This window comes from Streptomyces sp. NPDC048337, assembly GCF_043201175.1.
Lineage (GTDB): Bacteria > Actinomycetota > Actinomycetes > Streptomycetales > Streptomycetaceae > Streptomyces.
Window position 1 is genome coordinate 53,683 of sequence record NZ_JBICYR010000015.1, and the last position, 14,163, is coordinate 67,845.

The 14,163-nt window shown below is 70.9% G+C and carries 10 protein-coding genes; 5 read left to right on the forward strand and 5 right to left on the reverse strand.

All coding sequences use genetic code 11. The features are described 5' to 3' along the window. Positions 1–232: 232 nt before the first annotated feature. Both ACGFYU_RS23400 and ACGFYU_RS23405 read right to left on the reverse strand, forming a co-directional pair. On the reverse strand, positions 233–796 hold the full coding sequence (locus ACGFYU_RS23400) for a methylated-DNA--[protein]-cysteine S-methyltransferase (RefSeq protein WP_393829256.1): 564 nt from the start codon (positions 794–796) through the stop codon (positions 233–235). A gap of 58 nt (positions 797–854) precedes the next feature. Continuing rightward, entirely contained in the window at positions 855–1,769 is a 915-nt protein-coding gene (locus ACGFYU_RS23405) for a glycerophosphodiester phosphodiesterase (protein WP_393829257.1), read from the reverse strand. A gap of 244 nt (positions 1,770–2,013) precedes the next feature. On the opposite strand from ACGFYU_RS23405, the gene uvrB reads away from it, so the two are divergent. The 4 genes from uvrB (at position 2,014) to ACGFYU_RS23425 (ending at position 8,008) form a co-directional block, all read left to right on the forward strand. Next, positions 2,014–4,170 (forward strand): excinuclease ABC subunit UvrB, encoded by a 2,157-nt coding sequence (uvrB, locus tag ACGFYU_RS23410; protein ID WP_393829258.1) that lies wholly within the window; start codon positions 2,014–2,016, stop codon positions 4,168–4,170. A gap of 88 nt (positions 4,171–4,258) precedes the next feature. After that, on the forward strand, positions 4,259–4,837 hold the full coding sequence (locus tag ACGFYU_RS23415; RefSeq protein ID WP_393829259.1) for a TerD family protein: 579 nt from the start codon (positions 4,259–4,261) through the stop codon (positions 4,835–4,837). 48 nt (positions 4,838–4,885) lie between these two features. Further along, positions 4,886–6,775 carry a TerD family protein gene (locus ACGFYU_RS23420; RefSeq protein ID WP_393829260.1) on the forward strand — a complete coding sequence of 630 codons (1,890 nt, stop codon included), beginning with the start codon at positions 4,886–4,888 and terminating at the stop codon, positions 6,773–6,775. A gap of 249 nt (positions 6,776–7,024) precedes the next feature. Continuing rightward, positions 7,025–8,008, forward strand: a complete 984-nt coding sequence (locus ACGFYU_RS23425) for a TerC family protein (RefSeq protein WP_393829261.1) — start codon at positions 7,025–7,027, stop codon at positions 8,006–8,008. A gap of 14 nt (positions 8,009–8,022) precedes the next feature. Here the strand turns inward: ACGFYU_RS23425 and ACGFYU_RS23430 are convergent, their stop codons facing one another. The 3 genes from ACGFYU_RS23430 to ACGFYU_RS23440 all read right to left on the reverse strand — a co-directional run bounded on the left by ACGFYU_RS23430 (position 8,023) and on the right by ACGFYU_RS23440 (position 10,847). Next, positions 8,023–9,321, reverse strand: a complete 1,299-nt coding sequence (locus tag ACGFYU_RS23430) for an MFS transporter (RefSeq protein WP_393829370.1) — start codon at positions 9,319–9,321, stop codon at positions 8,023–8,025. A gap of 170 nt (positions 9,322–9,491) precedes the next feature. Then, the gene (locus tag ACGFYU_RS23435) at positions 9,492–10,148 is read right to left on the reverse strand and encodes an MBL fold metallo-hydrolase (RefSeq protein ID WP_393829262.1); all 657 of its coding nucleotides are present in this window, start codon (positions 10,146–10,148) and stop codon (positions 9,492–9,494) included. A 9-nt stretch (positions 10,149–10,157) separates the two neighbouring features. After that, positions 10,158–10,847, reverse strand: coding sequence for a maleylpyruvate isomerase family mycothiol-dependent enzyme (locus ACGFYU_RS23440; RefSeq protein WP_393829263.1), 690 nt, complete (start codon positions 10,845–10,847; stop codon positions 10,158–10,160). Positions 10,848–11,033: 186 nt separating this feature from the next. Between ACGFYU_RS23440 and uvrA the strand changes: the two genes are divergently transcribed. Further along, the gene (gene uvrA, locus ACGFYU_RS23445; protein ID WP_393829264.1) at positions 11,034–13,997 is read left to right on the forward strand and encodes an excinuclease ABC subunit UvrA; all 2,964 of its coding nucleotides are present in this window, start codon (positions 11,034–11,036) and stop codon (positions 13,995–13,997) included. The last annotated feature ends 166 nt before the right edge of the window (positions 13,998–14,163 follow it).

The window sequence follows — 14,163 nt, forward strand, 5'->3', positions numbered from 1 at the left end:
CACCGCTCGTGCCTGGGGCACCGCTCGTGCCTGGGGCACCGCTCGTGCCTGGGGCACCGCTCGTGCCTGGGGCACCGCTCGTGCCTGGGGCACCGCTCGTGCCTGGGGCACCGCCCGTGCCTGCGGCACCGCTCGTGCCTGGGGCACCGCCCGTGCCCGCGGCACCGCCCGCACCGCCCGTGTGCCCCGCCCCGCCGACCCAGTGGCGCTCGCGCCGCGCACTCGGCACCGCTCAGAACAGCGGCTGCGGAAGCACGCCCTCCAGGGCGAGCAGCAGCCGTTTGGTCTCGATGCCCCCGCCGAAGCCGCCGATGCCCCCGTCGTTCTCCACGACCCGGTGGCAGGCCACCACCAGCGGCAGCGGATTCGACCCCATGGCGTTGCCCACGGCCTGCGCGGCGCCCGGCTGGCCGACGCGGGCGGCCAGCTCCCCGTAGCCGACGACCGTGCCGTACGGAACGGAGCGGTCCAGCTCCTGGAGCACCTGTCGGTTGAAGCCGGAGCTGAGCCGCCAGTCCAGCGGCAGGTCGAAGTGGCGCAGGGTCCCGGAGAAGTACGCGGCCAGCTGGCGTATGGGCTCGGCCAGCAGCACCTCCTCGCCCGGCGCGGGCCGCCGGGCATCGGCGCCGAGCCGGGACACGAGGGGGCCGATCATCGCCTCGACCCGGTCCGGCTCGGCATGGAACTCGACCCGGACCAGACCCTCCGGGGTCGCGGCCAGGAGAAGGGGGCCGACGTCGGAGGCGACGACGGTCCATTCGAGGTGCGGCCCGCGGGGCCGCTTGGTGCTGTCCACCCGTCCACCGTACGGCGGGGGACCGACAGCGCCCTCTCCGGCGGCCGCCCCGCGGGGCTCAGAACCCGTCGACCGCCTCCTGGACGACGTCCGGGGCGTTGGTGATGATCCCGTCCACACCCATCGACTGGACCTTCCGGGCCGTCGCGGCGTCGTCCACGATCCAGGTGTCCACCTCCATGGCCCTGCCGTGGGCGCCCTGCAGGTCGTGCACCGCCGCGACCCACTCGGTCGAGATCGTGGTGTGCCACGGGTTGATCCGGTCGGTGAACTGCGCGTACTTCGGCAGGTCCGCCACCGTCGGAGTGCCCAGGAAGGCCGTCACGAGGTCCGGCCGCAGACCGTGCACGATGCGTACGCTGTCGGCGCTGAAGCTCTGCACCACCAGGCGCTCCGACACGTGCCGCGCATCGAGCCAGCCGAGCTCGTCCAGCAGGTTCAGGGTCTGCTCCTCGATCCCCGGGTAGAGCTCCGGCTTCTTGACCTCCAGCAGCAGCCGCTGCTGGTTGCGCTGTACGCGGTTCATGTACTGCCGCAGGGTCGGCACCCGGGCGCCCGCGAACTCCTCGCCGAACCAGCTGCCCGCGTCCAGCCGGGCGATCTCCGCAGCCGTGAAGTCCCGGACCCGCCAGGGCCTGCGGTTCGGGAAGACCTGTTCGACGTCGGTGGTCCGGGCCAGGGTGTCGTCGTGGATCACCACCAGCTCGCCGTCCTTGGTGCGCTGCACGTCGTTCTCGACCCAGTCGATGCCCAGCCGCATCGCCAGGTCGATCGCGGCGAGGGTGTTCTCCGGGGCGTACGCCGAAGCCCCCCGGTGGGCGTACACGACGGGGCCGCCCAGGGCCCCCAGGTCGGTGGCGGGGGTGGAGTCGGGGCCGGCGGCGGTGGCGGCGGACGAGGCCGCCGTGCCCAGCAGGGTGAGGGTGAAGCCCAGGAATGCGGCGGCGGCCGCGGTGGCGGGTCGGACGTACATGTGCGTTCTCCTCGGGTCGTGAACCCTGTTCCTGCGTCAGACGGGTGCGGAGCGGCAGACGTTGGCGATGCACTTCACGGCGGGGCCTTCACCGCGATCATGGGGTTGAAGATCACTGGGTCGCCACCGAACTACGACAAACGGACCAGAAGGGATGAGTTCCGTCGGGCGCGCCCGGACCCGCCGGAGCGTCGCGGAGCGGCGCGGATGCGTGAGTGTCAGTGGGGGGTCGTACGGTTGACTCATGCGGCCCGTATCGAAGATCGAACGCACGGTGGCGCCTTTCGAGGTCGTCAGCCCCTACCAGCCCAGCGGCGACCAGCCGGCGGCCATCGCCGAGCTGGAGAAGCGCATCCGTGCAGGTGAGAAGGATGTCGTCCTGCTGGGTGCGACCGGCACCGGCAAGTCGGCGACCACCGCCTGGATGATCGAGAAGCTCCAGCGCCCCACCCTGGTGATGGCGCCGAACAAGACGCTGGCCGCCCAGCTGGCGAACGAGTTCCGCGAGCTGCTGCCGAACAACGCCGTCGAGTACTTCGTCTCGTACTACGACTACTACCAGCCCGAGGCGTACGTCCCGCAGTCGGATACGTACATCGAGAAGGACTCCTCGATCAACGAGGAGGTGGAGCGGCTGCGCCACTCCGCGACGAACTCGCTGCTCACCCGGCGTGACGTGGTCGTCGTGGCGTCCGTGTCGTGCATCTACGGCCTCGGCACCCCGCAGGAGTACGTCGACCGGATGGTCCCCCTCAAGGTGGGCGAGGAGATCGACCGGGACCAGCTGCTGCGCCGCTTCGTCGACATCCAGTACACGCGCAACGACGTGGCCTTCACCCGCGGCACCTTCCGGGTGCGCGGCGACACGATCGAGATCTTCCCGGTCTACGAGGAACTGGCCGTCCGCATCGAGATGTTCGGCGACGAGATCGAGGCCCTGTCCACCCTGCACCCGCTGACCGGCGAGGTCATCAGCGAGGACCGCGAGCTGTACGTCTTCCCCGCCAGCCACTACGTCGCCGGCCCGGAGCGCATGGAGAAGGCGATCCGCGGCATCGAGGCCGAGCTGGCCGAGCGCCTCGCCGAGCTGGAGAAGCAGGGCAAGATGCTGGAGGCGCAGCGCCTGCGCATGCGCACCACCTACGACCTGGAGATGATGCGTCAGATCGGGTCCTGCTCCGGCATCGAGAACTACTCGCTGCACATGGACGACCGCGAGCGCGGTTCCGCGCCCAACACCCTCATCGACTACTTCCCCGAGGACTTCCTCCTCGTCATCGACGAGTCGCACGTGACCGTGCCGCAGATCGGCGCCATGTACGAGGGCGACGCCTCGCGCAAGCGGACCCTGGTCGACCACGGCTTCCGGCTGCCGTCCGCGCTCGACAACCGGCCGCTGAAGTGGGAGGAGTTCCAGGAGCGCATCGGGCAGACCGTCTACCTGTCGGCGACCCCCGGCAAGTACGAGCTCTCGCGAGGCGAGGGCTTCGTCGAGCAGATCATCCGCCCCACCGGCCTCATCGACCCCGAGGTCGTCGTCAAGCCCACCGAGGGCCAGATCGACGACCTGGTGCACGAGATCCGGCAGCGGGTGGAGAAGGACGAGCGGGTCCTGGTCACCACCCTCACCAAGAAGATGGCCGAGGACCTCACGGACTACTTCCTGGAGCTCGGCATCCAGGTCCGCTACCTGCACAGCGACGTCGACACGCTCCGCCGTATCGAGCTGCTGCGCGAGCTGCGGTCCGGCGAGTTCGACGTACTGGTGGGAATCAACCTGCTGCGCGAGGGCCTCGACCTGCCCGAGGTGTCCCTGGTGGCGATCCTGGACGCCGACAAGCAGGGCTTCCTGCGCTCCGGCACCTCGCTGATCCAGACCATCGGCCGCGCCGCGCGCAACGTCTCGGGCCAGGTCCACATGTACGCGGACAGCATCACCCCGGCGATGGCCCAGGCGATCGACGAGACGAACCGCCGCCGGGAGAAGCAGGTCGCCTACAACACGGCGAACGGGATCGACCCGCAGCCGCTGCGCAAGAAGATCAACGACATCGTCGCCACCATCGCCCGCGAGGAGCTCGACACCGAGGAGCTCCTGGGTACCGGATACCGGCAGGCGAAGGACGGCAAGGGGGCTCTGGCCCCGGTGCCGGATCTCGGCGGCAAGGCGAAGACGGGCGGCAAGGCGGCGGGTGGCAAGGGCGCGAAGGGCAAGGCCAAGGCCACCGAGGTGCTCACCGACCGGCCCGCCGCGGAACTGGCCTCGCTCATCGAGCAGATGACCGAGCGGATGCGGGCGGCGGCCGCGGAGCTGCAGTTCGAGGTCGCGGCCCGGATCCGCGATGAGGTCGGCGAGCTCAAGAAGGAGCTGCGGCAGATGAAGGAAGCGGGCCTCGCCTGACCGGGAGCCTGTCAGTAGGGTTGGTGCACGGCCGCAGATACACGCTGCGCGCTCGTTATTGGGGCGGGCTTATGAGAGGGGACAGCGCGTGACGGTCAACATGACCAAGGGTCAGGCCATCAGTCTGCAGAAGTCGGACGGGGGCACGCTGACGGCGGTCCGGATGGGCCTCGGCTGGCAGGCGGCGAAGCGCCGCGGACTGTTCGGCTCGCGGACCAGGGAGATCGACCTGGACGCCTCGGCGGTGCTCTTCGCCGACAAGCAGCCCGTGGACGTGGTGTTCTTCCGGCACCTGCAGAGCGACGACGGCTCGGTCCGGCACACCGGTGACAACCTCGTCGGCGGCGCCGGCCAGGGCGGGGACGACGAGTCCATCCTCGTCGACCTCCAGCGCGTGCCGGTGCACATCGACCAGATCGTCTTCACGGTGAACTCCTTCACCGGCCAGACGTTCCAGGAGGTGCAGAACGCGTTCTGCCGCATCGTCGACGAGACCAACGGCCAGGAGCTGGCCCGCTACACCCTCGACGGCGGCGGTCAGTACACCGCGCAGATCATGGCGAAGGTGTCGCGCGCCGGCGCGGGCTGGAAGATGACGGCCCTGGGCAACCCGGCCAACGGCCGCACCTTCCAGGACCTGATGCCGGCGATCCTGCCGCACCTGTAGGCGAAGAAGTACGAAGAGGGTACGAAGAAGTACGGGGGAGACGGGACGATGGCGGCCGAACTGGTCCGGGGGCAGAACCACGCCCTGTCCGAACACAACGTGCGGATCACGGTCTCGGCGGGCACACCGGTGCTCGCCCTGGCCTCGCTCGGGGACGAGCGGGGCACCGTGACGGGCCCGGAGGGGATCGCGCACCCCGGTGCGCGCGGCCTTCCGGGGGTGGAGGCGCCCGACGGTTCCAACGACCGGCACCGGTTCGCCGTCGACCTGGACGCGGTGGACGCCGCGGTGCACCGGGTCGGCGTCCTGCTCTCCCTGCCGCCCGGCGGCCCGGCCCGTTTCGGGGCCGTCGCGGCCTCGCACATCTCCGTCGCGGGCGCCGACGGCACCGAGCTCGCCGAGTACATCCTCACCGGGCTGGACGCCGAGACGGCCGTCGTCGCCCTGGAGCTCTACCGGCGCCAGGGGGCCTGGAAGGTCCGTGCCGTCGGCCAGGGCTACGCCGGCGGGCTCGCCGCCCTCTTCGCCGACCAGGGGCTCACCGCCCCCGTCGCCGATGAGCTCGTGGCGCGCGTGCACGCCTGCGTCGCCGCCCCGGTGGCCCCCGACCCGGTCCCGGTGTCCGGAGTCCCCTACGCGGGTACGCCGGGCCCGGCCCCCGAGCCGGCGCCCGCTCCCGAGTCCGCGCCGTCCCCCGCGATCGGGGCCGACGGGACCATCAACTACGCCCACCCGCGCCGCCGCCGCACCAGCGCCGAGCCACCCGAGCCCGCGCCCCGGCCCGCGCAGCCGTCGGAGCCCGGGCAGCCCCCGCGCCCCGTCGCCGGGGACGCCAGCGGCTGGTCCATGGACGAGCGGCTCTACAACCAGGTCTGGGGCATGTTCGAGGACCTGGCCCGCGCCATCGCCGCCTACCGCGGCGCCGTCGACTTCGCCGACTCCCGGATGGACCGCGAGCTCGACGAGGTCCTGTCCGACCCGCGCCACCGCATCGGCGGCTCCGGCAACGCCGCCCGCGACACCGCCCGGGCCCGCCGCGACGAGCTCGTCGCCCAGGCCCAGGCCGTCCTCGACCGGGACCTCGCCCAGCTCACCGCCGAGTCCGAGGTGGTCGAGCCCGCGCTGCCGGCCTCGTACGCCCGCTGGGACAACCCGGTGTGGCACGCCCACCGGGTGCCCGAGGAGGGCCCGCTGGCCCTGCGCCTGGGGGACCTGCACCTGCCCGAGCGGCCCGATCTGCGCATCCCCATGCTCGTGCGGCTCCCGCTGGAGCGCGGGCTCTGGATCGACAACGGCCGCACCGGCTCCGAGGCCGCCATGGCCATGGACACCGACCGGCTGCGCCGGGCCGCCATGGACATGGCCGTCGCGCACGCGGCGCGGCTGCTCGCGGTCCACCCCGGTGACCGGTTCTCCGTCCACGTCATCGACGCGGCCGGGGCCGGTGCCGCCTCGCTGGCACCGCTCGTCCGCGCCGGGGTGCTGGCCGGGCCGCCCGCCGCCGGGGCCGCCGGGGTCTCCGAGACTCTGGAGCGGCTGACCCGCCGGGTGGACCTCGTACAGATGGCGCTGCGGGCCGGGGCTCCCGAGGACCTGCCACCGGACGTGGACACGGCCGAGCAGCTGCTGATCGTGCACGACTTCCCGCACGGCTTCGACGACCGGGCCGTCACCCGCTTGCGCTACCTCGCCGACGAGGGGCCGGCGGTCGGCGTGCATCTGCTGATGGTCGCGGACCGTGACGAGGCCTCGGCCTACGGGCCGCTGCTGGACCCGCTGTGGCGCTCGCTGATGCGGCTGTCCCCGGTGCCGGACAACCATCTCGCCGACCCCTGGGTCCACCACGCCTGGACCTTCGAGCCGGACCTGCCCCCGCAGGGCAGTCGCGTCCTCGACCAGGCCCTGGAGCGGGTGGCGGAGGTCCGACGCACCCGCTGATGACCTTTCACTGACCAGTCCTTGGGATTTCCTTTACCTTTTCCGGCCCTGGCGGGTACCCTGGTGACCGCGGAGGGGAGTATTCCTGCTTTCCTGCTACGGCGTGCCCGTCAATACGGACCAGCGTTCACAGAACGCAGTCGGTCCCGGGGCGTCGGCCCACGGCCTCCAGGCCGCCCGGGTGGAAGAGACCTCCGGCAGCGATGACGCTGACGAAGTGCTGAGCCATCCGCCGGAGGCGTGTTTACCGTGGAAGTTTCCTGGACCCTGTGGGTGCTGACCATTCTTGGTCTGTCCCTCCTCATCGGCGCCGATTTCTTCATCGGCCGCAAACCGCACGACGTATCGATCAAGGAAGCGGGCACCTGGACGGTCGTCTGGATCGTCCTCGCCGGACTCTTCGGCCTCGGCCTGTGGTTCTTCGGGAACCCCCAGGCCTCCCAGGAGTTCTTCGCGGGCTTCATCACCGAGAAGTCGTTGAGCGTGGACAACCTCTTCGTCTTCGTCCTGATCATGGCGAAGTTCGCGGTCCCCTCCCACCTCCAGCAGCGCGTGCTGCTCGTGGGCGTGCTGATCGCCCTGGTGCTGCGCGCGATCTTCATCGCGGCCGGCGCCGCGATCATCGCCAGCTTCTCGTGGGTCTTCTACATCTTCGGCGCGTTCCTGATCTACACCGCGTGGAAGCTGATCCAGGAGGCGCGCAAGGACGAGGATGACGAGGAGTTCGAGGAGAACCGTCTCCTCAAGTCCGTCGAGAAGAAGTTCGGCGTCGCCGACAGGTACCACGGCACCAAGCTCTTCATCCAGAACAATGGCAAGCGCGTCCTGACCCCGCTGATGGTCGTCATGCTCGCCATCGGCACCACCGACGTGCTGTTCGCCCTGGACTCGATCCCCGCGATCTTCGGCCTCACGCAGGACCCGTACATCGTCTTCACCGCCAACGCCTTCGCCCTCATGGGCCTGCGCCAGCTGTACTTCCTCATCGGCGGCCTGCTGAAGAAGCTGGTCCACCTCAGCTACGGCCTGTCGATCATCCTCGGCTTCATCGGCGTCAAGCTGGTGCTGCACGCCCTCCACGAGAGCGGCGTGCACGTCCCGGTGATCTCGATCCCGGTCTCCCTGGGCGTCATCTGCGGTGTCCTGGTGATCACCACGATCACCAGCCTGATGGCCTCGAAGAAGCAGGCGGCGGCCGAGGCCGCCGCCCGCCCGGAGAGCATCGACGCCTGAGCGGGCCTACGTGTCTACGCGGGGGCGGTGGCCGTTTCGGCCGCCGCCCCCGACCGCGTCCGTACGACCACCGGATTGGTTTCGGGCAGCAGCGCGAAGCAGCCCAGGCTGAGCAGGGAGATCCCGCTCAGGTACACGGCGACGCCCCACGGCGGACCGGAGCCTTCCGCCAGCGCCGTCGCCACGATCGGGGTCAGCGCCCCGCCCAGCACACCGCCCAGGTTGTAGCCGACGGCCGCGCCCGTGCAGCGGATGCGCGGCGCGTACAGCTCCGGCAGGTACGCGCCCACCACCGCGAACATCGTGACCATGCCGAACAGGGCGCCCACGAAGCCCAGCGTCATCAACAGGGGCTCCGCCGTCCGCAGCAGGGCCACGAGCGGGAACATCCACAGCGCGCAGAGCGTGCAGCCGATCAGGCACAGCGGGCGCCGGCCGTAGCGGTCGCCGAGCAGCGCCACCAGCGGGGTCACCAGGCCCTTGAGGGCGACCGCCGCCATGATGCAGGCCAGCATCACCGTGCGGCCCACGGCGAGGTGCTCGGTGGCGTACGCGAGGGACCAGGTGGTGACCGCGTAGAAGACGGCGTACCCCACGGCGAGGGCCCCGCCGGTCAGCAGGAGCAGCCGCCAGTGGCCGCGGACCACCTCGGCCAGCGGGGCCTCCGCCCGGCGCCCCGTCTCGGCCAGCGCCCGGAACTGCGGGGTCTCCTCCACCGAGCGCCGCAGCCACAGCCCGGCCAGCGCCAGCACCCCGGCCGCCCAGAACGGCACCCGCCACCCCCAGGCGGTGAACTGCGCGTCGGTCAGGGTCGCGGACAGCGCCAGGATCATGCCGTTGGACAGCAGGAAGCCCACCGCGGGGCCGATCTGCGGGAAGCTCGACCACAGGCCCCGGCGCCCCTCGGGGGCGTGCTCGGCGGTCAGCAGCACCGCGCCGCCCCACTCGCCGCCGAGTCCGAGGCCCTGCAGGAAGCGCAGCAGGAGCAGCAGTACGGGGGCTGCCACGCCGATCGAGTCGTACGTGGGCACGCAGCCGACGGCGACCGTGGCGAGGCCGGTGAGCAGCAGGGAGGCGAGGAGCACCGGGCGGCGGCCGTAGCGGTCGCCGATGTGGCCGAAGAGCGCCGAGCCCATCGGGCGGGCGAGGAAGCCGACGCCGAAGGTGCCGAAGGCGGCCAGGGTGCCGGCGAGCGGGGAGAAGGACGGGAAGAAGAGGGGGCCGAGCACGAGCGCGGCTGCGGTCCCGTAGACGAAGAAGTCGTAGAACTCGATGGCGGTCCCGGCGAGCGAGGCCGAGGCGAGCCGCAGCATGCCGGGCCCTGTGGGCCGGGCGGGCGCCTCGGGTCCGGGGGAGGGGTCTTGTTGCATGGTGCAGCAATTACCCCGTCCCCGGCCCCCAGGACGTGCGTTCGGTCATCAACGACCGGAAGGAGTGCCTCGCGTACCGAAGTTGACGGGTTGCGGGGCCTGCCGGCCGGGACCTACCAGCCGCGCTCGCGCCATTCGGCCAGATGCGGCCGCTCGGCGCCGAGCATGGTGTCGTTGCCGTGTCCCGGGTAGACCCAGGTCTCGTCCGACAGCTGGTCGAAGAGCTTGTGCTGCACGTCGTCGATCAGGCTCGCGAAGGCCTTCGGGTCGCCCCAGGTGTTGCCGACGCCGCCGGGGAAGAGGCAGTCGCCGGTGAACACGTGCGCGTGCCCGTGCGGGTCGTCGTAGATCAGCGCGATCGAGCCGGGGGTGTGTCCGACCAGGTGCCGCGCGGTCAGCTCGACCCGCCCGACCCGGATCGTGTCCCCGTCGGCCACCGTCACGTCGGTGGCCACCGGGATGCCCTCGGCGTCGAGGGCGCCCGCGTAGGTCCGCGCCCCGGTCGCCGCGACCACCTCGGCGAGCGCGCCCCAGTGGTCGCCGTGCCGGTGGGTGGTGACGACGGACGCGATGCCGTCGTCGCCGATCAGGCTCAGCAGCGTGTCGGCCTCGGCGGCCGCGTCGATGAGCAGCTGCTCGTCGGTGGCCCGGCAGCGCAGCAGGTAGGCGTTGTTGTTCATCGGGCCCACCGCGACCTTGGAAATCATCAGGTCCGCGAGCTCGTGCACGTCGGCCGGACCGCCGACCTTGACCTCTCCGGTGTACGTCATGCCTTGATCCTAGAGCGGTGGGAGCTCGGGCAGGGGGCCGCCCGACGCGGTCAGGGAGGCGCCCTTGTCGCCGCGGCCGGCCAGCCAGGCCAGCAGCCCGGCGGCGGTCCCGGACACGGTGACGGCGGGGTCCCCGGCGGAGCCGGTGCGCCAGTGCCGTCCGTCGTCCGCGACCAGGGCCGTCGGCGGTACCTCGGGCCGGGCGGACCAGCGGTCGGCGAGGAAGTCGATCTCGCGCCCGGTGAACTCGTCGGGGAGGTCGGAGAGCTCGTAGCCGATGTTCAGGTCGACGTGGTGCAGCTCGACCTCGACGAGCCGGCGGAAGGGCACGTTGGCGGCGAGGTCGGTGACCCCGTTGCGCAGCTCGACGGTGCGGGACCAGTCCTGGGCGGGCTCGCCGGTGGCGAGGAAGCGGGCCCCGGAATCACGGAGGTCCGCCAGGTGTTCTTCCAGGGGCCGACCGGAGTCGCGCTCGATGTCCGCGTCGCGCGCGGAGGCGCTCTCGTACATCGGACGCCCTTCGAGGACGTTCACGAGGGCGTCGGCGTTGCGCGCGAGGTGGGCCAGGATGTGGCCCCGGGTCCAGTCCGGCAGGTGTGACTGCTCGGAGAGGGCGGCGTTGTCCAGTTTCGCGACCGCGGTCAGCAGCCGGTCCGTGGCTTCACGTACAGATCGCAGGTCGTGCACATGATCAGTCATGACGGCGAGCCTAGTGGCTTCCGGGGCGCGGCCACACGATCGGGTGAAGAGGTCTGCGGAGTGCCGTAAATCGAATGTGCGTGCTATACGCTCGAAGTCCAGACTCCAACTCCACCGCAGTGGCGCCCCCCATACCCTGGGACGGGGGCCCGTGCCCCCGCTCTCTCAAGAAAGGTGCGGACCGGCGTGACCGACCGTCTCATCGTTCGTGGCGCTCGCGAGCACAACCTCAAGAACGTCTCGCTCGACCTGCCCCGCGACTCCCTCATCGTCTTCACCGGACTCTCCGGGTCGGGCAAGTCCTCCCTGGCCTTCGACACGATCTTCGCCGAGGGCCAGCGCCGTTACGTCGAGTCGCTCTCGTCGTACGCCCGCCAGTTCCTCGGGCAGATGGACAAGCCCGACGTCGACTTCATCGAGGGCCTCTCCCCGGCCGTCTCGATCGACCAGAAGTCGACCTCGCGCAACCCGCGCTCGACCGTGGGCACCATCACCGAGGTCTACGACTACCTCCGCCTGCTCTTCGCTCGCATCGGCAAGCCGCACTGCCCCGAGTGCCGGCGCCCCATCTCCCGCCAGTCGCCGCAGGCGATCGTCGACAAGGTGCTCGCGCTCCCCGAGGGCAGCCGCTTCCAGGTGCTCTCGCCGCTGGTGCGCGAGCGCAAGGGCGAGTTCGTCGACCTCTTCTCCGACCTCCAGACCAAGGGCTACAGCCGGGCGCGGGTCGACGGGCAGACCATCCAGCTCTCCGAGCCGCCCACGCTGAAGAAGCAGGAGAAGCACACCATCGAGGTGGTCATCGACCGCCTCACCGTCAAGGACAGTGCCAAGCGCCGGCTCACCGACTCGGTGGAGACCGCCCTCGGCCTCTCCGGCGGCATGGTCATCCTGGACTTCGTCGACCTCGCCGAGGACGACCCCGAGCGTGAGCGGATGTACTCCGAGCACCTCTACTGCCCGTACGACGACCTGTCCTTCGAGGAGCTGGAGCCGCGCTCCTTCTCCTTCAACTCGCCCTTCGGCGCCTGCCCCGAGTGCACCGGTATCGGCACGCGCATGGAGGTGGACCCGGAGCTGATCGTTCCGGACGAGGAGAAGTCCCTCGACGAGGGAGCGGTCTCGCCGTGGTCGCTCGGTCACACCAAGGACTACTTCCAGCGGCTGGTCGGCGCCCTCGCCGACGAGCTGGGCTTCCGGACCGACATCGCGTGGGCCGGACTGCCGCTGCGCGCGAAGAAGGCCCTGCTCTACGGGCACAAGACGCAGATCGAGGTCCGCTACCGCAACCGGTACGGGCGCGAGCGGGCCTACACGACGGCCTTCGAGGGCGCCGTGCCGTTCGTCAAGCGACGGCACTCGGAGTCGGAGAGCGACGCCAGCCGCGAGCGCTTCGAGGGCTACATGCGCGAGGTGCCCTGCCCGACCTGTGAGGGCACCCGGCTCAAGCCGATCGTGCTCGCGGTGACGGTGATGGAGAAGTCCATCGCCGAGGTCGCCGCCATGTCGATCAGCGAGTGCGCGGACTTCCTGGGGCGGATGCGGCTCGACGCCCGCGACAAGAAGATCGCCGAGCGGGTCCTGAAGGAGGTCAACGAGCGGCTCCGCTTCCTCGTGGACGTCGGCCTCGACTACCTCTCGCTCAACCGGGCCGCCGGCACCCTGTCCGGCGGCGAGGCCCAGCGCATCCGGCTCGCCACGCAGATCGGCTCCGGCCTGGTCGGCGTGCTCTACGTGCTGGACGAGCCCTCCATCGGCCTGCACCAGCGGGACAACCACCGGCTGATCGAAACGCTGGTGCGGCTGCGGGACATGGGCAACACTCTCATCGTGGTCGAGCACGACGAGGACACCATCAAGGTGGCCGACTGGGTCGTGGACATCGGCCCGGGTGCGGGCGAGCACGGCGGCAAGGTCGTGCACAGCGGGGCGCTGAAGGACCTGCTGAAGAACGCCGAGTCGATGACCGGGCAGTACCTGTCGGGCAAGCGGTCCATCCCGCTGCCGCTCGTACGCCGCCCGGTGAACGGGGAGCGCAGGCTGACCGTCCACGGCGCCCGGGAGAACAACCTCCAGGACATCGACGTGTCCTTCCCGCTGGGCGTGCTCACGGCCGTGACCGGTGTCTCGGGCTCCGGAAAGTCGACGCTGGTCAACGACATCCTCTACACGCACCTGGCGCGCGAGCTGAACGGCGCCCGCTCGGTGCCGGGGCGGCACACGCGGGTGGACGGGGACGACCTCGTCGACAAGGTCGTGCATGTGGACCAGTCGCCGATCGGCCGGACGCCGCGGTCGAACCCGGCGACGTACACCGGTGTCTTCGACCACGTGCGCAAGCTGTTCGCGGAGACGATGGAGGCGAAGGTGCGCGGCTACCTGCCGGGCCGCTTCTCCTTCAACGTCAAGGGCGGCCGGTGCGAGAACTGCTCCGGCGACGGCACGATCAAGATCGAGATGAACTTCCTGCCGGACGTCTACGTCCCGTGCGAGGTCTGCCACGGCGACCGGTACAACCGGGAGACGCTGGAGGTCCACTACAAGGGCAAGTCCATCGCGGAAGTCCTCAACATGCCGATCGAGGAGGCGCTGGACTTCTTCGAGGCGGTGCCGACGATCTCGCGGCACCTGCGGACGCTGACCGAGGTGGGGCTGGGGTACGTACGGCTGGGCCAGTCCGCGCCGACGCTGTCGGGTGGTGAGGCGCAGCGCGTGAAGCTGGCCTCCGAGCTGCAGAAGCGGTCGACGGGGCGGACGGTGTACGTGCTGGACGAGCCGACGACGGGTCTGCACTTCGAGGACATCTCGAAGCTGATCAAGGTGCTGTCGGGGCTGGTGGACAAGGGGAACTCGGTGATCGTCATCGAGCACAACCTCGACGTGATCAAGGTCGCGGACTGGGTCATCGACATGGGGCCCGAGGGCGGCTACGGCGGCGGCCTGGTGGTGGCCGAGGGGACGCCGGAGCAGGTGGCGTCGGTGGGGGCGAGCCACACCGGCAAGTTCCTGCGGGACATTCTCGGGGCGGACCGGGTCTCCGACGCGGGGGCGCCTCCGGCGCGGGCGGCCGCGAAGAAGGCCCCGGCCAAGAGGGCCGCTGCCGCCGCGAAGAAGACGGTTCCGGCCCAGAAGGCGCGGGCCCGCAAGGCGTAGCCCTTGCCTTGGGCGGTGCCGTGTTCGTCTGCGGCGCCGTTGCCGGGGGCTCTGCCCCCGGGCCCTCCCCCAGACTTCGTCCGGGGGGACCCCCAGCGCCTCGAACGCCGGCGGGGGGGGGAAGTACAGCCCCCCCCCCCGGGGCGGCGCGGGGACCCCGCCCCCC